Genomic DNA, 20,781 nt, shown 5'->3' with positions numbered 1-20,781 from the left:
AAACATGCACTTTGTTTTCTGTAGTCGGCCACTTCGAGGTCCGGGCATCAACGTGCCGCTCCGGGGTCGAAGTCCCCGGCTACAGACTTTGCAGGTCTCTCGAACTAACGAACGCCATCCGTTGAAAACAGGACGCACGCAGGAACTTACGCCGGCCGCCAGTCCGGCAAACGTCAGGGATGCCGTCACCCCAAGTGACGCAAACGATTGACCAGCAACAGAGAACCGCCGAGCGGGCCGGGGCATACGGCCGATTGACCCCACCGTGGGTCCAGCGAAAGAAGCACATCATGTTAGCGAACCAAGAATCTGGCAGCCCATTCCCGAAGCGTAATCAGTCCCAGCCAGTCACGCGCAGGTCGCACGCCTTGCGTCGCCGCGCGGCGCACCGCCGGTCCGCGGGCGTCATCCTGTTGGTGGTGCTGGTCCTGCTCGCGCTGTTCACGATGCTGTTGATCTCGTTCGTCGTGGCCACGGTCAGCCACCGGCAAGGCGTGATGCAGGGTGCCCGCACGGAACAAACGGGCGACTCGCCGCAGGCGCAACTTTATGGCGCCTTGATGCAGGTCGTTCGCGGCTCCCGCGACAGCAACTCGGTCATGAGCGTGCATAGCTTGCTGGAAGATGAGTACGGTCACAATGCGGGACAATCGACGCCTTCGCAGTATGGCGTTCGCGGTACGATTTTGCCGGGCACATCAGGCAATCCGGACAAGATCGGCTATATGGTTGTACAGCTTTCCGGCGGTGGTTCGGCACCGCTTCCTTACCTGCCTGATTCGACTGCAAACTCGCCTGTGAACCTAAGTACGTACGCGCCAACGCCGATTCTGGCGTTCACGGCAAACATCTCCAACGATCCGTTTTTTCCCAAGTCGACCGACCTTGCCCCTTATGGTTACTACAACGGCCGGTTGATAACGATGATCACCGGCCCTGCCGCAGGGCGCACAGGGCAAATCGTCGGCTATTACTACAACTATAACAACTCGACGAACTACTTCCAGGTTTTAGGGTTCGACGGCATTGTCCCGAACCCGGGCGATACGTTTCTCATCAATGGTCGGGCCTTTTCGGGCACGGGCTTCGGCTTCAACCCTTCGTCGTTTGTATCGACGACGACTAACACGCGCCTGCTCGATGCTTGTTTGCCTTCTCCCCCGTATCCCTTGCCGAGTTTCAATCCCGCAAGTCCGGCGACCCAGCCAGGATTTCAATACGCGCTATTGCCGAACCCGCGCCGTGGAGTTTTCGAACCGGTCGATACCGGCACTCCATTTACCAGTTATCTCGATCCCGCGGGACCCGGCGGCGCGAATGAGGACTACGACGCGCCCGATTTCCAGAACATGCTTTTGGCGATGCGCGTCTGGGCTGACCCCACCCTCTCAGCGACCTACGTCACAAGCAATTACCAGTTAATGACGCTACTCCCTTCGCTGCATCGGCCGGACTTGATGATGTACTGGAACACTCGTTGGAAGGCGACTCTGGGCGGTAGCAACAACTACCTGTTCCCCACGTCAGCCGTGTCAAGCGCGAATCCTTACGACGCTTTGACATTCAATGGCAACCAGTATTTCGTGGCAAGGAATTTGCTGCGGAAGATTTCGCTGCGTCCGCTATCGATTCAGGACGACGCAAGCACGGCGACGGTCGATGAAAGCGAAAACCCCAACTTCACCGGCAGCAATCCGAATTACGACCCAATTCAAGGCGGCATGCCCGGTCATCTCTGGGATGTTGATAACGACGGCGACGGTATCCCGGATAGCGTTTGGGTCGATCTCGGCATGCCCGTGCAGCAATCGCCGGATGGACGGCGCTATAAGCCATTGTTCGCGATTCTGTGCGTTGACATGGATGGCAAGCTGAACCTCAACGCCCATTCGAATATTCGGCATTGCCCGCCGTCGGCAAGTGCTGCGCCGTCGCGGTTCAGCCCTGTCAATGCGCCTTTCGCGATGCCGACTCTGGGTGTCCCTGTCCCGATGAACACCGCGAATCAACTCCGAGTCGGTTCGGGCTATGGTCCCCCGGAGATCAGCCTGCACCCGATCTTCGAGCCAGGTTGGAATTCGTCGCCCGCGGCAATGGGGGGCAGTGTGCCGCTGGCAACGCCGACCGGTGAGTTACGCAAGACGCTTAGTGGCGATTCCGTTTACTGGATCGAAGGGCGCAACGGCGAGCTCGAACTCACAGGAACGGCACTGAGCGTGCCGCCGGGGGTGGGTATCACTTGGCTCAATGACCCGATGAATTGGCTGCGCGAGTCCAGTCTCTCGCCGACGTACAACTGGCGAAATTGGTCGCAACATCAATACCCCTATCTGCCGGTTAATTTCTCCCCAACCGCGCCACAGTTTCCGATTCCGTTTTTCGAGAATCCGACCATGTGGTCAGGGGGCAAGTGGGCGCAAGGATACGGCTCGGCCTATGGCTCGCCGCCGGACCTTGATGGCGACGGCATGATCGCCCTCGACTTACGCGGCCAGCCAATGTATCTCGATTATCCTTCGATGACCAATTTAAGCCTGGCGGGTGATGCTGGCTGGGGCGAGCCCGATGAGGCCATCGACGATCCGTACGAGCTGGATCTCTCATTGAATGCCGCGAATGACGGATACTCACAGTCGACATGGGGGCTGAACTGGCCGAACGGTCTGAACGGCGCGTATATCGTCTCGGTCGACGAACCGTTCACGCCCGCCGAGTTGGAGCGCATTCTGCGTTGGCGAGATAGTGACGCGCCGTCACTGCCAAATCGGATCTTGCGCCTTGCGCCGATCGCGATGACCAATCCGGCGCCATCATTGCCGAGCGACGCGGTCGGACGTTTTCCGTATTACCCAGAGCTGGCCCAGATACCAAGCCTGCTAACAACGCACAGCTTCGACCTGCCAGTGCCGAGCATGGTGTTTGCCTCGCCGGACCTGGAATTCACGCTGTACTACAACCGCACGACTGCTAATCGAACGACAACGATTCCTCCGATCCTGAACAGCCACATCACGCAACTGCTGGCCGCGCGCATCCGAGCCGAGACCCTACCCTATAACGCGACGTTCAACGCTGATCTGGCGATCTCGCAACTTCTCGCTCCTGAGCTTATCGCGGGCGAGAAAATGAATATCAATCGAACGCTCGGCAACGGCTACGATGACAACGGTAACGGCATCATTGATGAACCGGGCGAGACGGAAGGTTCCTGGGCGGCATTGAGTGTTGCGGCGCCGACCGCTGGTTGGCAGTCGCCGACCGGGGTCGCCGGAAACCCGGTCGCCAATACGAACCCAGGCACCAATGGCTTTCCGCTGGACCTGAATAACGACGGTCAGGCCAACAATAACACAAGCACGGCTAACACCATCGGCACGATGTCCGGCGGCGTACTGACGGCAGGCGACGACATGAAGGCGAGGCAGCTTTTCGCTCGCCATATATACGTGCTGTTGTCATTGTTGGCGGATCACGTTCCAACGCCGACGGTGCAAGCCCTGCAGGCTACCGGGGACTACGATGGGGATGGCCTAGCCGGTCAGCCGGCCGACACGCCGTACTATCTAGCGCAGTGGGCGGTGAACATCGTCGACTTCATGGACGGCGATTCGATCATGACGCCGTTCGAGTTCGACATTAACCCGTTCAAAAACGACGACGCCACCCCCAACACTACTTGGGATGTCGACGGTATTATCAATCCGGTCGGGGGAGCTGCGAGCCCCGACGACGCGAGCACTTGGCGCGGCCTCGTCTGGGGTTGCGAACGACCGGAACTGCTGATCACCGAGACGCTTGCCACGCATGACCGCGGCACGGCCGACTCGAAGCAAGGGACAGGTGGGGCGGGCAAGGGGCAATTTGTCACGACCATCAATGGCGGCACCAACCCGAATGTCGACGCCGACTTCGACCAGGTGCGCCGCCCCCGCGGCACGCTGATGGTCGAATTATTCAATCCCAATCCCCCCTTCACGATCGGAAACAGAATCGGCGGGATGAAACCCAGCGAGCTCTACAATCAAACCGCGACGACGGACAACGTGACCGGTGCAGCGCGATTCGGTGTCGACCTCGCGAAACTCGATACTTTTAGCAGCCAATCGCCCGTCTGGCGGCTGGCAACGTTTCGCAACAATCCGGCGGTAAATCCGACGCTGCCACCGGATCGAATGCCCACCCTTTTGCCGAAGCAGATCGATCGCATCGTGTATTTCACCTCCGGCTCGCCGGCGATCACCACGACCGAGTTTTCTTCGATCACGACCTACCAACCGCCACAGTTCTATCTCAATATGACGTCGACGGCTGGAACGCCGAACACGATCATTCCCCCCAATACATATGCGATGATCGGCCCCGCAGCCGCCGATCCCTACGGCACCACGGCGAATCTTGTGACCGGATTCGGTATACGCGACCGATCGACCGACGTGCTAGCCGGCGGCTCGACCATTCCGCAAGGAGCTACCGTTACTTCGATTAAGAACAATTATCTCTATCGGATAACGCTGGGCCCCAATATTTTGATGGATGGCGCAACGGGGGGTATTTACAACACGTTCAATCCAGCGGTTAGTGGTTCGACAACGCCCTATCTGAATCCATATCACGTGTCGAATCCAACACAAACCGATATGAAACAGACGCTGTGGTTGCCGATCTCAACCCTCTATTTCAGTCCGCCCAGCATTGCTCCCATTGCTCCGACTAACCTCGCCCGCTCAATCCGCATGAGCGTTTCCGAGCCTGATAGGGGCTATCCAATGGCCACTTCGGCAATTACGTCTACGAATATCGCGAACGTTCCGAATGCGAATTACAACGATAACGCTTATTACACGGGCGGCATACCAGACACGCCGTATGATTTTGATTCAACGTTGTTCACTTCGGATCCCTTCCGCCAAACCAACATAAAGTACGACGGAACGAATGGCCCAAACCCCACGACGCCGACGACTTATGTCTATCTCCAGCGGCTGGCGAATCCAGACCAACCGTGGGAAGCCAATACGAATCCGTACATTATCGTCGATAAGATGCCTGTCGATTTGACGGCTTTCAATGGAGAGAAGTCGGCGGCGGCGACCCCGGGTCCGGCAAGCGAGCCTGGCCTGCTGGCCGCCGGGACGCTTACGTTTGACAGCCGTCGCCGCGGCGACATTCCGCACAATTACAACCTGTATTCGCAAGCGACAACAGCGCCGACCGGCGCCGGCACCTTGCTGCAGCCCTGTCCTCTTGCCTCACCTGGATTTCTGAATCGCGAGCTCGTGAATCTTACCGCGACCGGCGCTTTTGATCCGACGACAGGCAAATGGTGGTGGACCAGCAGCGACACGAACATCATTGGCTCGTCGATCATTCCCACGGCCGAATACCGTGGCGATCCTCGGATTCCGTTTCCTTGGTTGACTTGGAACGACCGTCCTTACGTCAGTTCCAAGGAATTGATGCTCGTGCCGTTCGGCAGCCCGTCGAGCATGTTTAGCGTCAACGAAATGTCGCTCGGGCTCCCCTTTCTGGGCACGGGCTGGCCTGGCCAAACGTCGGTTAACAACCATCCCTACGAGCACGCGGGGCAACCCAATCCTCCCTCGCCCATGGGTGAGTACGGACACCTGGCCAATGTGTTCGACTCTCCGCAATACGTGACGACTATGGCGACCAGCGCGATTCCACGGCAAGAATTTTCGCCGAACTTCTATCGGTTGTTGGAATACGTACATGTCCCTTCGCGCTTTACGGGGACGGATACCTGGCTCCCCCCTCAGAAGATGATGGGCTATTTCCAAGATCCGAACGCCGGCACTGACAACCCGAACAATTTGCCGGTGCATTCCCTGCATCCGCCGTTCAATCGAGTCTCGCGACTTCGGGATCCAGGGAAGGTAAATATCAACACGATACTCGATCCGTTCGTCTGGCAGGGGGTTATCGACGATAGCCATACGTCCGCGCAAGTATCGTCTGGCCCTTCGTGGGTCAATCTGTGGAACGCGGTTTGCCTAAGCCGCTTGGGAACTGTTCTCCCGGCGGGGGTTACCCCCACCGAGTCGTCGTCGAAGGGAGCGCATTTGCGAGCGGATTTGGTGACGCAAATGGTTAGTGCGACGCCCAATCTTCCCTCCATTTTTAGCAACCCGTTCCGTTCGTATGGGAGTCATACGCTGGTGCCGCTGGATGCCATGCGGCGCGATCCCACGTCGACGGCAAGTCCGCAGCCGGAACGCGAGATCGACGCGACGCTATTGCGGACGATGCCGAATACGAGCACGCCCGCGAACTATCCGCTATTTGAATACCCTGGCACGGGATCGTATAGCTGGTATGAGACGACTGCACCAATCGATGACCAGTACCGCAACCCGTACTTCGCGTATAAGGCGTTTCGTCGGCTCGATAATTTGCTGACCACGCGGTCGAATGTTTATTCCGTATGGATTACGGTTGGGTATTTCGAGGTGACGCCCGCGCCCAGTAATGATCCGCAGCGCAGTGTGAAGTATCCGGATGGCTGGGTGCTCGGGCAGGAGGTCGGCGCCGATACGGGAGATATCCAGCGGCATCGCGCGTTTTACATGTACGACCGCAGCATACCTGTCGGCTTCGAACGGGGTGAGAACCACAACGTGAACAAAGGCATTCTGCTCGAGCGGTTTATCGAGTAGCGGTGGCCGCGGGGCGGGAGCGTCGAAGAATCGCTGTTTGACAGCGCGTGAACGACGTGGCTGGTGCGGGTATCGTATCCGTTTGCCGATGCCCGGAGCGATCTTCGCGAGGTGCGCTTGCGGTATCTCGGCGAGATTGCGCGTCGCGTTCGCGCCTGCGGTTGGCATTGGCCTCGGTTGGCAACGCCCCTCACCCTGCCCTCTCCCAGAGGGAGAGGGGTTTGATCGTCGGCCGACCATCTGAGTGAGAACGCGATTCGCGAGAGCGCACTTCGATAATCGCGCGCTGCGTTATTTCTTCAAGAAGCCGGCGCTCGATTGGAAGTATTTGCGGCGGCGGCTGGCTTGGGCGTCGGCCGCTTCGGCCTGTTGATTGGCCAGGTCGTTCCAGTTTGCCTGGCAATAGCGGCAGCCGATGACCGTCAAATGAAACTGGATGTAGTCGTTCTCTGCCGGCGAAAGCACGCCGAGCAGGCTGCTGCCGAGTTCAGCCCGACTGGGGCAACTCAGGCGGTGCAAGCGCCAGATCTCGCCCAGCGTGTGGTTGCCACCGTCGCGGCGCGCGTTGATGCCGGCCAACCGGCGCAATAACGCCGCGTCCGCGCGGGCCGCGGTTTCGATCTGCGCCATCGCGGCCGGCGGCAGTCCTTCGTCCAGATACGCTTCCAGGTCGGCGTCTGAGAATTCGTCAGCCATTTGATTAATGGGCAGTCGGCAGAGGGCAGTTGGTAATATTCGGTGGCTAGCAGGCGGTAGTCGGTTGCTGGTAGTTGGTGAGACTCAGCATGTGCGGGTTTTATTTATCGTGGAGTTCGGGGAACACTTCGGCGGGCAGGCCCGATTGTTTCACGAGCGAGCGCAGGCGGGCCAGGAAGTCGAACTTGTGGTTCGCCACGGCTTGCTCGGTGATGCCGAGTTGCTTGGCGACTTCTTTATTCGGCAGGCCGCGCACGAACAGCAGCTCGGCGCATTTGATCTTGTCCCAGTCCCCTTGCTGCTTCCAGCGGCGCATCAGCCCGGCGATCGCCTCGACCAGGGCCGCGCTTTCGAGCGATTTGCGTTCGCCGCTGCGGGCGATGCTGCTGGCGGGGCGCTGCGGGCCGGGCAAGTCCCATTCGCCGCCGGTTGACGTGCCTGCCAGGGGCAGGGCGGGGCGCCGCCCTTCGCGGCGCATATGGTCGGTCAGTTTGTGCGCAGCGATCGAGAACAGATATCCCTCTAGCGGCCGGCTGACGTCGTAATTCGGAACGCTGGTGAGGAAGCCGATGAACGTCTCTTGTACGACGTCTTCGCTGGCCGCGCGATGCCGCAGGCGACTTTCGACGAAGGCCAGCAGCCGCCCCTCGAAGCGATTGATCAGATCGTTCCAGGCTGCCGGCTCGCCCGAGCGTATGCGATCCACCAGCAAGGCGTCAGGCTGGGGCGAAGAGGACATGGGGACAACAACAATCGAGGGTTCGGTTAATCTCGGCCTGCACGCTGCTGCCCGACGGGCACCTCGGGAGTTTCCAACTCGCCACCAAGGGACAAGCACTCGAAGCGCTCGGCTCGGCATGCAACCCGGGCCGCGCTAGGTCGTCGGCGCCCTGGTGACATCGATCGGCAGTTCGATAACTCTGGGGGGCGTCTTCGCTTTTTCGGAAACAAGCGGCAGAACGAACCGCGTTCCTAATGCCGCCACCGCCAGTATCACGACCCCCGCTGCCAACTGCAAGCGCCGCGTGTAGTAGCCGCGTGTGAGCGTGTCGAGCTTCAGATATCCAAACACCGAACCTAGCACTAGCATTACCGCCACGGCACCACCGGCAACGCCCAACAGACGGTTTTCGATCTCGGCGTCGCGATGCATGCGCCGCAGTTGGGCCTGCGCCCGGCGATCGAACGCCAAGCGGGCGTAGGCGTTGATCATCGGCCCGACGGATGTTTCGACGGGCTCGGCGTAGCGTTCCTTCACCAGGTGATCATGCACATAGGCTGGCGGCACGATGAATAGCATGCTCGCCCCCTCGCCCAAATAACGATCGACGTACGCCTTGGTACGCTCTTGGGTTTCCTTCGCCAGCGCGTCTTCGGCCTCGCCCCGTGTGGCATAACGCTCGACCATCACGGTTTCATAATAGATGTCGCCCGTGCGGCCATCGGGATGATCGATCCAGTCGGGGCGCTTCGTAGCGGGCGTTGTCGGAACCGTTGGCTTTGATTCGCTTTCGGCTCTTGCCATTTCGCTTGAGCTCACCAGTACCTTTGTCTTTTCCGGTACGCGCTCTCGTACGACGGGCCTTACCGAAGTGGACTTTGCCGCCGGCTCGGCGGTTGCGGGCGTCGCGGGAGCAGTCGGAAACTTAAATGCAACGGCGGGTGAATGCTCCGGCGCCTCGGGCGCGGCCAGGGTTGCAGTGCTTTCAATTACCGCAACCGAAGCTGCGGGAGCCGGCTCTTGTTTGGCCTCGCTCGCCTTCGGCGGCTTGGCCGGAGCAGGACTGGCGGGATCGACGACGAACTTTAACGCGGTCAGGGCCTTCAGCGCCGCCACTTCACGGCCCGTGTCGGCGACGATTTCGCGGGCATGATCCAAAGCACGAGTAGTCAGTTCCTGAGCTTGTGCCACAGTGCGGGCTACGTGCGGCGAGATCAGGTCTTCTTTTTTCGAGTAAGCTTCGGCAGGATCCGCCTTCTTCGGTGTGGAAGAGACGACGGACGCGACGACCGACTTTGCTGTGCGAGTCGCTTTGACGGATTTCGGCTTGGCGGCGTGGTCCCGATCGCGATCGCGCTCTTCGCGCGCGGCCTCCGCCGAGCGGCGCAGGGCCCACAGTTCTTGCTGCTTGATCGCCGGAAAATCGCCACTGCTGGTGGCGGCTTGGACGGCGCGGATCTCTTCGTCGAGATCCCAATTCCAAGTAAATCGCGGGGCATGAAAATGCCTCCAGGCCACGACGATCAACACGATCAGCAGCACAGGCTTCCAAGGGAACCAAAGGCTGCGAGAGCATTGGCCTGCCTTTAGCGCGCGGCGCCGACGGCGTCGAAAGATGAAGGCCACCAACACTAGCACAACTGCGATGATGAACATGCTGTTCGGCTCGGCGGCGAACAGTGCCGTTTGCGAAATCAATCGAGATGTGCCGAAGGCGAACATGGCGTCCCCCTTCATCCTTTGCTTAAGTGCTTGCAGGCTGCGCGGCAGGCGCGCGGGCCAAGCGGTATTGTGGATCGATCCAAGGGCTCGACAGTTGCACAGCCAGCGATATAGCGCCGGCCATCATCATGCCCCACGGCTGTGGGAAGTGCCAGAACATGGTCAAAACCCAGGCAAAGAACACGCATACGATGAGCGACCACAGGCTCAAGCGGCTGCCGCGCAGCGGGTCGGCCTGCTTCCACCAGCGCAAAATCAGAAACAAGAAACCGAAATAGGCCAGGTAACCCATCACGTCAGGCTGACCCTCGACATTGTGCGTGTAGGTGCCGTCGAGCGAGACATGTGGGACTTCGACTTCATTCTCGAGCACGATCTTCAGCAGGCGCGGCCCCGTTTCGAAAGCAATCAAACCGAACAACAGGCCGACGCCCAGCATAACGAAGCGGCGCAGGACGACGTCTCCCTGATGTCCTTCCCAAAGCTTGGCGGGAATCAGCACGCCCCACGCCCCGAGCGCCGCGCACATGCCCAGCCAGGCGTACTCGGAATAAAACTGTTGGTCGCGGCGCTGCACGATGAGCATCAATAGCGACGCCGCCCCGGCCACGAGTGCGGCCAGCAACAAAGACCCGACGAGTTCGGTAACCTTATCGCGAGGTGACTTTGCCGTTAACAACTGCCGCGCTGAATCGCGCCGCGCCATTCTTTGTTCGCGGCGGCTATACCGCGCTGGGTAAACGGCTGGCGGCGCGGGCGATACAGGTACGGGCGCAACAGGGGCTGCGGCGACGGGCATCGCCGGCGCCGGTTGAGCGATCGGTCGATACGGAACCGGAGGTATCGCAACCGACCCCATGTTTGGACGCGCCTTCAGCCAGCCTGCTAAGCGCACGCCTCCCAAGATCAGCAACGTCAAGACGACGACCCGCGACCACCTGCCCGACTGGCTATCGCCGCTATCCATTTGCGTTAGCGTCGAGATAACAATGGCGGCTACGCCGGCCAGGACAACTTTCTTTTTTGTCGCCAGCGGCTGCCACCACGCCAGGAACTTATGAAACAGTGTTTGGAAGTCGTGCATGCCGAGCGGAGTAGCAGGGCCGGCAAAGTTACCGGCGCTCTGTGCCGCGCCGCCGTACGGAGGTGCCGGGGGAGGCTGCGCCGCTTCGGGGCTGCGCAGAATCGTTGTTTCGGCCAGGCCCGGCTCGGGCCGCGGGCGCGAAGGTAAACTCGCGGGCGCAACGGGTCGAGCGTAATCCTTGGGCAGCGCGGCCAGGAACTCTTGTACCGAATGTGGGCGCTGCTGCGGATCCTTCGCCAGTGAGCGGGCAACCAATTCCCGGAACGCCTCGGGCACGCGCGTCACGTCCGGCTCGGCCGTGAGGTGCTTCATCAGCACTTCGCCGACACTCTCTCCCTCGAACGGCACTTGCCCGCTAAGCAACTCGTACAGAATGACGCCCAGCGCGTAGAGGTCGATCTCCTTGCCATACCGCCCGTTGGCGATTTCGGGAGCCATGTAATGGACGGTGCCTACGCTTTCGGTCTGTCCGCTGCGGCGGCTGGCCGAAATGAATTTCGAGAGGCCATAGTCGCCGATCTTCACCAGGCCATCATCATTAAAGATGTTCCCCGGCTTCAAATCGCGATGCACGATGCCGCGATCGTGCAGGTACGCTACACCGGCGGCGATGCCGTGAAACCAGGTCAACGCCTCGTCGATCGGCATGCCGTTAGGATGACTGGCGAGTAAATCTTCGAGACTCTCGCCGGACACGTATTCCATCACCACCCAACTGTCGCCGCGATCGTCGACCTTGATGTCGAACAGGGACAACAAATTGGGGTGCTTCAGATTCAGGCATTGTGTGACGCCGCGCAGCTCGATATCCAGGTTGCGGCGGATCAGCTTCAGCGCAACTTCCTTGCCGGCGTCGCTGGTAGCGTAATAGACTTCGCCGAATCCTCCCTGGCCGATACCTCGTTTGATCGTATAGCCGTCGAGGGGACGCGAGCCGCTGGTGTACGTAAATTTCATCGCTGCGGCTCGTGGTTCAGGGGCAGGCTGCAACTGGGTTGCTGGGAGGTCCATCGGATCCTCACTCACTACATCTAAAGTAGCGGCTGGCTCGTTCATTTGTCCAGGAATCGCAAGACCTTATGGCAAAGCAGTTAACGCGCTGTGGCGGCCACGGTGTCGCGGCCCGCGCGGTTGTGTTTTACGCCTTCGACGCTTCGTCCTCTTCTAGCAATTGTTCCTCTGTTCCTCCTCCTACCACACGCTCGCGGCCAACTCGCACGGCCGTTGAGCCTTCACAGTTTCTCCAAGCTCAGGGAAAAATCCTCCCCCACGATCTGCGACGAGCGCGTGATCGGGGCCCTGCCTTCCACTTCGTGTCCGTCGACCTGATATTGGCCGGATGCCCGACAAAATAAGTCATCCCCTTGTGGGAACAGCACGACCTCGTTCGTCCAGTCACGACAAACGATATGGGCAGTGCTGCCTGGCCCCATGATGCACGATTCGGCCAACAGCAGTACGCCGTCTGTTGTCGGTTGGGTGCGATGGCGGCTGATAAAGTCCAATCGCGCCGTGCGGCTCAAAGGATTGGGGACGCGGAATCGGAATCTCACGCCGTCGCCAAGCTCGATCTCGCTGCCGTCCGACAAAAGCGTAGCGCTCTCGACCACTCGACCATCGACACGCGTCGCGCGACAAGGCTCGATCAGGTAGCTTTCGCCGTCGCGGCGAATGCGGGCGTGCAATCGCGAGATATCTCCCAGCACCGGTACATCGACATAACTGCCTTGCACGGGTTGGCCAAGGCTAATCACATCGCCTCGACAAACCATATATCCACCGACGCCGTCGACCCACAGCAAGAATCGTTCGGCCGGCGGATCGCTAGTTGGTGTATGGTCGGTCATCGGTTGCTTCCGAGAACCTGCTTCGACAGCGGATCGTTGGTTATTCATTACAAACGCGGACGCACTAGTGATGGGCGCTTTCGGCAATTCCATGCCGACCACCGCCCATGCCCGCCGCCGGGCATCGATCGCCGGGGCGTGGGAAGGGCAAAGCTCCAGTATCGCCTCGGAACGGGCCAGCGCCATCGTCCAATCTTCCTGCGAAAGTGCGCCGTGCAGTTCCTCGACGAGGCACCTCGTCCGGCTGCCGCGCGTGACGCAAGCCTGGCGAATCTCCTCCAGCACTTGCCAACCGGGGCGTAAAACGAGTGCCGCCGCCAGTTCTTCTTCGGCCTGGGCGAACTTGCCGGCCTGACATAATTGCTGGGCGTTAAGCACCTTGCCGGCCGCCTCACGCACGAGGCGAAACTCTCGCCCTGTTGCCCCCTGACGCTCGAGTGCCTCGAGCCGCTCGACGGCCGCGGCCGGATCGCCGGCAGTGAGATAGGCCTCGGCTTCGCATAAGCCACGGTCGACGAATTGCTGCTTTAAGCCGGCCAATTCAGCCTGTTCCGCGCCCAAACGTTCGGCCGTGGCCAGATCCTGCCAGCCGGCCATCGTTGCTCCGGCTACGAATTGTTTTTGTGCCCGCTGTGTCATTTCGTGCGCCACTTTTGCCATCAACCGCTGCGCCGGCAGGAATTCCAGCAAGCCCCGCTCGGCGAGCAGTCGGCTCGCTTCCTCCAGCCGACCCTGTCGCAGCGCCTCTTCGGCCTCCCGCACTTTGAGTCGCCAGGGCTGAAACATTTCCCGCACTCCGATGGATCCACGAGCCTTTGCATTTACGACTTCATGTCGCGCCGCGACATGCTAATCTGGCGGCGAAACATCCCTGTTCGCCGCCAGTTGCAACTTTCCCTTCATCCGCCGTGAGCGGATGTGATGCCTGGCGTCGCGGCTTAACCGGCGCTGGGCGACGTGATCTCGGCAACCTTTTCCGCACCATCCAGGTGCAAGTACTCAGTCACTTCGTCGAGCAGATTATCGCTGGTCGTTTCCGACAGCGGGATCTCGCCGTGAAAAATACCTTCAGCGCTCGTCAAGCGCTCGGCGACGTCCAACCTTGTGCGCAGATCGGTGATCAGCTCTTTCACCCGGCTGAGCCGGCTGTCATCGAACGCATAGTCGCTGGTCGTCTGTGCCGCTTCAACCATTTTGAGGCGTGCTTCCAGATGTTCGACGTCGACTTCCAGCTTGCGTTTGGCGGCGAGCATTCCTTCTAGCTTCTCTCGCGCCGCGGCCAGGCTACGAACGCGCGCTTGCTCAATATCTTTCAAACTGGCGAGCGTGGCGTCGGTGGTCTTGAAACGTTCGAACCGATTGGCAAGGTCAGACTTCACTTGCGAAACGGTGTACGAGCGTCCAGCGTAGTGATAGACGCTGTCGCCCGATCCCAGATCGTTCTTCAGACGCACAAGCTCCGCGCGCTCTTTGCCCAAACGCGAATCGGTCGACGCAATTTGCTTGCGTAGCTGTTCGACTTCGACCTCTTCCTTGGCAATCACGTGCATGTTCTTGCGAATGTCCGGCACCAATTCCTTGACCATGCGCCGGGCACGATCGATCTCGAAGTCCAAGGGGACGCTGCCGCGGACCGTGTCCTTCATCCGACCGGCAGTCGTGCGGAAATAGCTAAACGCATCTCGTCCGAAAAACATCGCTCCCACGAGGCTGAGGCCGATCCCGGCCAGGAGCACTTTCTTAATCATGCGAAGACCCTCCTTTTCTCAAAAACCAAAACGTCTCTGTGCGGTACGCGTAGCCCTGTGCAGCAGGCGGAGGCTCGCCCCCGAACGCGATGTTGTGTCCGTGGGCGAGCGGATTCGCTCTCGTTCGTGCCGGTTGTGCTGCGGTAACCGACGGCTTGCCAGAAGCGAAAATCCACCCTCTGCGGTATGGACTTCGCTCAATCTCGGGCGGTATTGGCAGGAATCGCATAAATCGGCCTTACCCCCACTATTGGAGAATGCTCGATTCCGCCGCTACAGAACCAAATGTCGCACCTATGTGCCATCCACGTGAGAAGTTATGCGGCAATGCGTAATTGGTGCTTTGACAACAAGAGGCTACCTACCTAGGATTGAATCTGAAGGTTCCGTAATGAAGAGTTTACTGCCCGCAGCCCGGTCTTTTCGCCCCCGTGCCGCTGTCAGTTTTCGCACCGCGCATCGCTGCCCACGATTCCACCGCGGTGTCACTCAGAGCCCTTCGGGGCGTAACTCTGCGCTGATGCCGGAGCACTTCAATCCGGGAATAATGCCATGAGTCCGTCGCTGTCGTCCCTTTGGCAAGTCGCCAAGGCGTGGTTGCCCTCAACGGCCGTCCTGACAGGCTTACTTTCGTTGGCGGCCTGGGGCCACGTCAGCCATTGGAAATTCAGTCACGATGAATCCTCCGCCCAGGCGGCGCACTCAAACACGCCTCAGGCCGTGATCAGCGTCGCCGCGAATCAAACGACCAAATCGCGTCAACACGGCGTCGAAGGACCGGGCGAAACGGTCGAACAAGCGGACGTGGCTCCCACGCGAATCCGCTTCAGCTCGCGCGATGCCATTCAGAAAGCGGGCATCGAATCGGCCGAGGCCGAGCAGCACTCGATCAGCCAGGAAATCATCGCCAACGGCGTAATCAGTTATGACCAGACGCGGGTAGCACATCTCTCGGCGCGCGTTCCCGGCACAGTGTGGCGTATCGAGAAGCAGCTCGGTCAACCGTTCAAGAAGGGGGACGTGCTCGCCATTATCGAAGCTGTCGATGTTGGCAAGGCAAAGGCCGAGTTGCTACAGGCGGTGGTCGACTATCAATTGAAGAAGGGGATCTCGGACCGGCTGCACACCCGCCAATCGGTCGTGCCCGAGCGGGACCTGTACGAAGTCCAGGCCGAGGCGCGCGAGGCCTATATCCGCATGACCAATGCGCAGCAAACGTTGATCAATCTTGGCCTGCCGATTCATCTCGAAGATCCTGAACACGCCACCGATCTTGAGTTGGCCCAGCGGCTGCAGTTCCTCGGCCTGCCGGAAGCGCTGAAAAGCACGCTCGACCCGGCGACTACTACGATCGGCTTGATTCCGCTCGTTGCGCCGTTCGATGGTGTGGTGATCGGCCACGAGATCTCGCTGGGAGAAGTCGTCAGCCCGTCAGCCGAACAGTTCGTCGTGGCGGATATCAGCCGGATGTGGATCTTGCTCGACGTGCGTCGCGAAGACGCCGCAAACCTGTTGCTCGGCCAAGACGTGGTCTTTACCACCGACGGCGGTCACGCCGACGTTCATAGTACGATCGCGTGGATTTCCTCGGAAGTCGATGAGAAGACCCGCACGGTATCGGTTCGTGCCGAAGTGGAAAACCCGATGATTCCCGAAAGCCAGTTGCGCGGTCAAGAGCGGCGACGCCTGCTGGCGAACGCCTTCGGTACGGGTCGCATTCGCGTCCGGCAGGTACCACACGCGACGGTTATCCCCAACGAGTGCGTGCAATGGGAGGGAGGACGCTGGGTTGTTTTCGTCCCGACGGATGAAACTACCTTCGAGGCGCGTCCCGTGGAGCTTGGGATTTCGCGCCGCAACGTCGTCGAGGTTCTCAGCGGTTTGGAACCGGGCGAGAGGGTCGCCACGACGGGCAGCCATTTGCTGAAATCCGAAATCGTTCGCAGTCGGATCGCCGCCAGCCCGTAATCGCCCGTCGATTGTTCGCGAGCACGAGGCTTACCTAGACGGCCAGAGATCCAATACGCACAACGCCCTCCGAGTTCTTGATGTTTTCTTGGTTGATCGACTGGTCGCTCCGCAATCGCTTTGCCGTACTGGCGTTCGCGCTGGTCGTGGCGATCGCCGGTTTGGTCTCGCTACGCAAGCTGAACATCGACGCCTTCCCCGATACGACTCCGGTGCAGGTGCAGATCAACACCGTGGCATCCGCCCTGGTTCCGGAAGAGGTCGAGCGGCAGATCACCTTCCCGATCGAGCTAGCCATCAGCGGCATGCCAGGGCTCGAGCAATTACGGTCAATCTCGCAATTCGGACTGTCGCAGGTCGTCGTGACCTTTGCCGATGGTACCGACATCTATTTCGCCCGGCAGTTGATCAACGAGCGCTTAGGCACAGTCGACATTCCCCCGGGCTTTGACCGACCCGAGATGGGACCTGTCTCGACCGGGTTGGGCGAGGTGCTGCATTACATCCTGATTGGCGAAGGCAAAGACCTGACCGATCTGCGCACGATTCATGACTGGACGGTCAAACCCGCCATGCGCCCGGTGCCAGGCACGGCCGAAATCAACTCTTGGGGGGGCTTCAAGAAGCAATATCAGGTGCGGATCGATCCCACGCTGTTGATCAAGTACGACTTGTCGTGGGAAGCCGTGATGCAAGCCGTGCGTTCGAACAACTTAAACGTCGGCGGCGGCAGCATTGATCGCTCGGGAGACATGCTGCTGGTACACGGCGTGGGTCGCACCAGCACGATCGAGCAGATCGAAGATATCGTCGTCGCAGCCAAGGCCGGCGTGCCGATTCACGTCCGCGACGTGGCCGAAGTCACGATTGGGCACGAGATCCGTCGCGGCCTGGTGACCGCCAACGGACAAGGCGAAGTCGTGCTCGGCCTGGGCTTTATGTTGATGGGCGAAAACAGTTACGCCGTCACAAGCCGGTTGGCAGACAAGCTGCAGGAAGTAAAGAAGCAGCTTCCCCCTGGGGTGCGGTTGGAAACCGTTTACGACCGCACGGACCTGGTCGATCAGGTAATCGATACGGTGCGCCGCAATCTCCTCGATGGCGGTCTGCTGGTGATCATCATCCTATTTGTCTTTTTGGGGGACCTGCGCGCAGGGTTGATTGTAGCGCTCGCTATCCCCATGGCGATGTTGTTCGGCTTTTGCGGTATGTGGCAGGCCGGCATCGCGGGCACACTGTTAAGCTTGGGAGCCATCGACTTCGGCATCGTCGTCGACAGCTCGGTCGTCGTGGTCGAGAACATCGTCAAACGACTGGCGCATCACGGACCGCTGACGGGTACCAAGCGGTTGCGCGTGATTCGCGATGCGGCCCTCGAAGTGCGCACGCCGACGGTGTTCGGACAATTGATCATCATGATCGTCTACCTGCCGATCCTTTCGCTGCAAGGTGTCGAAGGGAAGATGTTCCGTCCAATGGCGCTGACCGTGATGTTCGTGCTTACTGGATCGCTGATTTTGTCGCTGACGCTGATGCCTGTGCTGGCCAGTCTGGCGCTTCCCAAAAATATCGAGGAGCGCGACGCGCTGCCGGTACGCTTCGCCCGGGCGATCTATGCACCGATTCTCCGCCTTTGCTTGCAGTTTCGCTACATGGTGCTGGCCGTAGCACTGGGCAGCCTGGTCATGGCCGTGACATTGGCCCTATCGTTCGGATCAGAATTCGTACCGCGGCTTTCCGAAGGGGCCATCGTGATCGGCGTGGTGCGACCGCCGGGAACGAGCCTGGAAGAATCCGTGCGCGTGAACACACAAATCGAGAAAATGCTGCTCGAGCTGTTTCCCGATGAGGTTTCGCATACATGGAGCCGGGTCGGCGCGCCGGAAGTGGCCACCGACGCCAGCAGCGTGGAAATGACCGATCTGTTTATTTCGCTCAAGCCGCGCGAGAAATGGAAGCGCGCCAAGATGCAGGATGAGCTAGTCGAGTTAATGGAAAAGGAAGTGGCGGACATACCCGGACAGATCAATTGGTTCACGCAACCGATTGAGCAGCGCATCAATGAAATGATCTCGGGCGTGCGATCGGACGTGGCCGTCAAACTGTTCGGCGACGATTTCGACACGCTGGTCAACTATGGTCGCGAGCTGGAACGGATTTTGCGCGACGTGCGCGGCTGCGTCGATCTGGCCACCGAGCAGATCGCCGGCCAGCCGGTGCTGCAGATTCGCATCCGCCAGGACCAGATCGCCCGCTACGGCGTCTCGGCCCGGCTGGTGCTCGATATCGTCGAATCGGTGGGGGGCATTCAACTGGGTGACGTTATCGAAGGACAGATTCCTTTCCCGCTCACGGCGCGGCTTCCTGAACACTTGCGCGCCAATCCCAGCGCCATCGCGGATATTCTGATTTCCACGCCTGCCGGTGAACGCATCCCGCTGTCGCGTTTGGCCGAGGTGAACGTGATCGAGGGGCCGAAGACGATCTCACGCGAATGGAGCAAGCGCCGTATCACTGTGCAGTGCAACGTCCGTGGCCGTGACGTGGGCAGCTTCGTGGCCGAGGCGCAGCAAAGGATCGACGAGCAATTGAAGCTGCCCGAAGGCTATCGCATCGATTGGGGCGGTCAGTTCGAGAATCTGCAACGTGCCAAGACACGGCTCGCAATCGTCGTCCCTTTGGCACTGTCGATGATCGTGGTGCTCTTGTATTTCACATATCACAATCTGATCGACACGGCGATCGTGTTCGCCAGCGTTCCGTTCGCATGCGTCGGCGGGATCGGGGCACTAGCGCTGCGAGAAATGCCGCTGTCGATCTCGGCGGCCATCGGCTTCATCACGCTCTCGGGCGTGTCGGTGCTGAATAGCATGGTGCTGGTCTCAGCGCTACGGGATTTGCTTCACGAAGGAATTCCGATGCGCGATGCGGTGCCTCAAGCGGCACTTTCCTGCCTGCGTACGATCGTCATGACCGCGCTCGTGGCGAGCGTCGGTTTTGTGCCGATGGCAACTAGTTCCGGCACCGGCGCCGAAGTGCAGCGCCCCCTGGCCACGGTCGTTATCGGCGGCGTCATTTCCAGCACTCTGATGACGCTTGTGATACTGCCGGCTATTTATGTGGTCGTTGGCTCGCGCGGCAGAGCGACGCTGCCCGGCAATTGAAGCGGCGATATGGCCACCAATTGCTCGTTTGGCGCAGCGGACGATCCGCCACTATCCGGAGGCGTTCGCATTTTGCGTCCGCGGTCGACCAACGTTAGCCCTAGGATCGTCAGCGACACGCCGAACACCAGGCTTGTCGTCATTGATTCGCCAAAGATCGCCACGCCTGCTATGGCTGCGAGCGCCGATTGCGAAGCGCTGACGGCGTTCACTTGCACGATCGACACCAACTGCAACGCCTTGGTGAGCGTGAAAAAACCGACCGCGTTAAACGATCCGGCGATGAACATCACGCCCAGGTCGCTGGGTGCCGTGGCCGCCAGGGGCGCCCAACCTGTACGCGCAATCGCGACCAGCCCTAGACTGACGACTCCCACGGCGCTGACGGTCGATAGCACCAGGCTCATCGGCATCGAGCCGGTCACCAGCCGACGAATCGTGACGTTCAAGACGGCGTAAGAGATGCCTGAGAAACAGGCGGCGGCCAAGGCCGCGGTGATCGAAGCGTCGGCCGTTGAAAGTTCGGCCAATTGCGGCGCGCGCTCGGCCCCCACGCTCAACACGACGATGGCGGAAATCAAGATCGCCAGCGCCAAAGCCGACCGCGGTGTGACCGCCTCGCGCAACCAGACTCGCCCCAAAATGGTGGCCGCGATGATCATCGTGCCGGCGCAGAGCGGAACTGTCAGCGCCAGTCCGACCTCGCCCATCGACCATTGAAAAAATCCATTGCCGCCGAGCTGCGCGATGATGCCGACCGTGGCCAGCCCCAGGAAGGCCGGCATGCTGGGCCAGCGCATTGTCCGGCGTGCGACGCTGAGATAGACCAACGCCGTGGCCACGAACAGCGTCGGTACTGCCTTGATGCACGACACCAGCAGCGGATCGCAATGCGCGAGCCAACGCAAACAGACGTTTGAGCAACTGTAGCCCAGGGACGAAACGCCGCTGAGTACGGTACCGAGCAAGAAGGGCTCGATCCGTGTCAGCCGGGCCACGGTGCTATTCTGATTGGTCTTCACGGGGCGAATTGTATGCAGGATGATGATGCTTGACGAGCGCAGCTTCACGCAAGCTGCGAGAATGCAAGACTTTTGCCGACCTATATTTATTAGGAAGATGTTTAAACCCCATCCCTAATCGGAAGGGGTACGATC

General features: G+C 60.0%; 10 protein-coding genes. 3 read left to right on the top strand and 7 right to left on the bottom strand.

The genetic code is table 11. The features are described from left to right. Nucleotides 1-290 precede the first annotated feature (290 nt). Nucleotides 291-6,674: a hypothetical protein gene (locus VGN12_14995; GenBank protein ID HEY4310755.1), complete on the top strand. Its 6,384-nt coding sequence runs from the start codon at nucleotides 291-293 to the stop codon at nucleotides 6,672-6,674. A 291-nt stretch (nucleotides 6,675-6,965) separates the two neighbouring features. On the opposite strand, the gene VGN12_14990 is transcribed toward VGN12_14995, so the two are convergent. The 6 genes from VGN12_14990 to VGN12_14965 all read right to left on the bottom strand — a co-directional run bounded on the left by VGN12_14990 (nucleotide 6,966) and on the right by VGN12_14965 (nucleotide 14,492). Continuing rightward, on the bottom strand, nucleotides 6,966-7,370 hold the full coding sequence (locus tag VGN12_14990) for a hypothetical protein (protein ID HEY4310754.1): 405 nt from the start codon (nucleotides 7,368-7,370) through the stop codon (nucleotides 6,966-6,968). A gap of 100 nt (nucleotides 7,371-7,470) precedes the next feature. Next, nucleotides 7,471-8,109: a sigma-70 family RNA polymerase sigma factor gene (locus VGN12_14985; GenBank protein ID HEY4310753.1), complete on the bottom strand. Its 639-nt coding sequence runs from the start codon at nucleotides 8,107-8,109 to the stop codon at nucleotides 7,471-7,473. 135 nt (nucleotides 8,110-8,244) lie between these two features. Continuing rightward, nucleotides 8,245-9,813 carry a hypothetical protein gene (locus VGN12_14980; protein ID HEY4310752.1) on the bottom strand — a complete coding sequence of 523 codons (1,569 nt, stop codon included), beginning with the start codon at nucleotides 9,811-9,813 and terminating at the stop codon, nucleotides 8,245-8,247. Between the two features lie 22 nt (nucleotides 9,814-9,835). Next, nucleotides 9,836-11,854: a serine/threonine-protein kinase gene (locus VGN12_14975; protein HEY4310751.1), complete on the bottom strand. Its 2,019-nt coding sequence runs from the start codon at nucleotides 11,852-11,854 to the stop codon at nucleotides 9,836-9,838. Between the two features lie 275 nt (nucleotides 11,855-12,129). Continuing rightward, nucleotides 12,130-13,530, bottom strand: coding sequence for an FHA domain-containing protein (locus VGN12_14970; protein HEY4310750.1), 1,401 nt, complete (start codon nucleotides 13,528-13,530; stop codon nucleotides 12,130-12,132). A 152-nt stretch (nucleotides 13,531-13,682) separates the two neighbouring features. Further along, nucleotides 13,683-14,492 carry a hypothetical protein gene (locus VGN12_14965; protein HEY4310749.1) on the bottom strand — a complete coding sequence of 270 codons (810 nt, stop codon included), beginning with the start codon at nucleotides 14,490-14,492 and terminating at the stop codon, nucleotides 13,683-13,685. A 552-nt stretch (nucleotides 14,493-15,044) separates the two neighbouring features. Between VGN12_14965 and VGN12_14960 the strand changes: the two genes are divergently transcribed. Both VGN12_14960 and VGN12_14955 read left to right on the top strand, forming a co-directional pair. Beyond that, entirely contained in the window at nucleotides 15,045-16,460 is a 1,416-nt protein-coding gene (locus VGN12_14960; GenBank protein ID HEY4310748.1) for an efflux RND transporter periplasmic adaptor subunit, read from the top strand. A gap of 80 nt (nucleotides 16,461-16,540) precedes the next feature. Then, the gene (locus VGN12_14955) at nucleotides 16,541-19,624 is read left to right on the top strand and encodes a CusA/CzcA family heavy metal efflux RND transporter (protein HEY4310747.1); all 3,084 of its coding nucleotides are present in this window, start codon (nucleotides 16,541-16,543) and stop codon (nucleotides 19,622-19,624) included. Here the strand turns inward: VGN12_14955 and VGN12_14950 are convergent. Continuing rightward, entirely contained in the window at nucleotides 19,576-20,646 is a 1,071-nt protein-coding gene (locus VGN12_14950; protein HEY4310746.1) for a DMT family transporter, read from the bottom strand. The genes VGN12_14955 and VGN12_14950 overlap by 49 nt on opposite strands. Between the last annotated feature and the right edge of the window lie 135 nt (nucleotides 20,647-20,781).

It is taken from the genome of Pirellulales bacterium (assembly GCA_036499395.1).
GTDB lineage: Bacteria > Planctomycetota > Planctomycetia > Pirellulales > JACPPG01 > JACPPG01.
Note: the sequence above shows the minus strand (reverse complement) of the source record. Positions and strands in the feature narration are given on the sequence as shown.

Bases quoted from the DNA above. Each gene is read 5' to 3' on its own strand.
- VGN12_14995 (HEY4310755.1), top strand. From the start codon at position 291: ATGTTAGCGAACCAAGAATCTGGCAGCCCATTCCCGAAGCGTAATCAG.
- VGN12_14990 (HEY4310754.1), bottom strand. From the start codon at position 7,370: ATGGCTGACGAATTCTCAGACGCCGACCTGGAAGCGTATCTGGACGAA.
- VGN12_14985 (HEY4310753.1), bottom strand. From the start codon at position 8,109: ATGTCCTCTTCGCCCCAGCCTGACGCCTTGCTGGTGGATCGCATACGC.
- VGN12_14980 (HEY4310752.1), bottom strand. From the start codon at position 9,813: ATGTTCGCCTTCGGCACATCTCGATTGATTTCGCAAACGGCACTGTTC.
- VGN12_14975 (HEY4310751.1), bottom strand. From the start codon at position 11,854: ATGAAATTTACGTACACCAGCGGCTCGCGTCCCCTCGACGGCTATACG.
- VGN12_14970 (HEY4310750.1), bottom strand. From the start codon at position 13,530: ATGTTTCAGCCCTGGCGACTCAAAGTGCGGGAGGCCGAAGAGGCGCTG.
- VGN12_14965 (HEY4310749.1), bottom strand. From the start codon at position 14,492: ATGATTAAGAAAGTGCTCCTGGCCGGGATCGGCCTCAGCCTCGTGGGA.
- VGN12_14960 (HEY4310748.1), top strand. From the start codon at position 15,045: ATGAGTCCGTCGCTGTCGTCCCTTTGGCAAGTCGCCAAGGCGTGGTTG.
- VGN12_14955 (HEY4310747.1), top strand. From the start codon at position 16,541: ATGTTTTCTTGGTTGATCGACTGGTCGCTCCGCAATCGCTTTGCCGTA.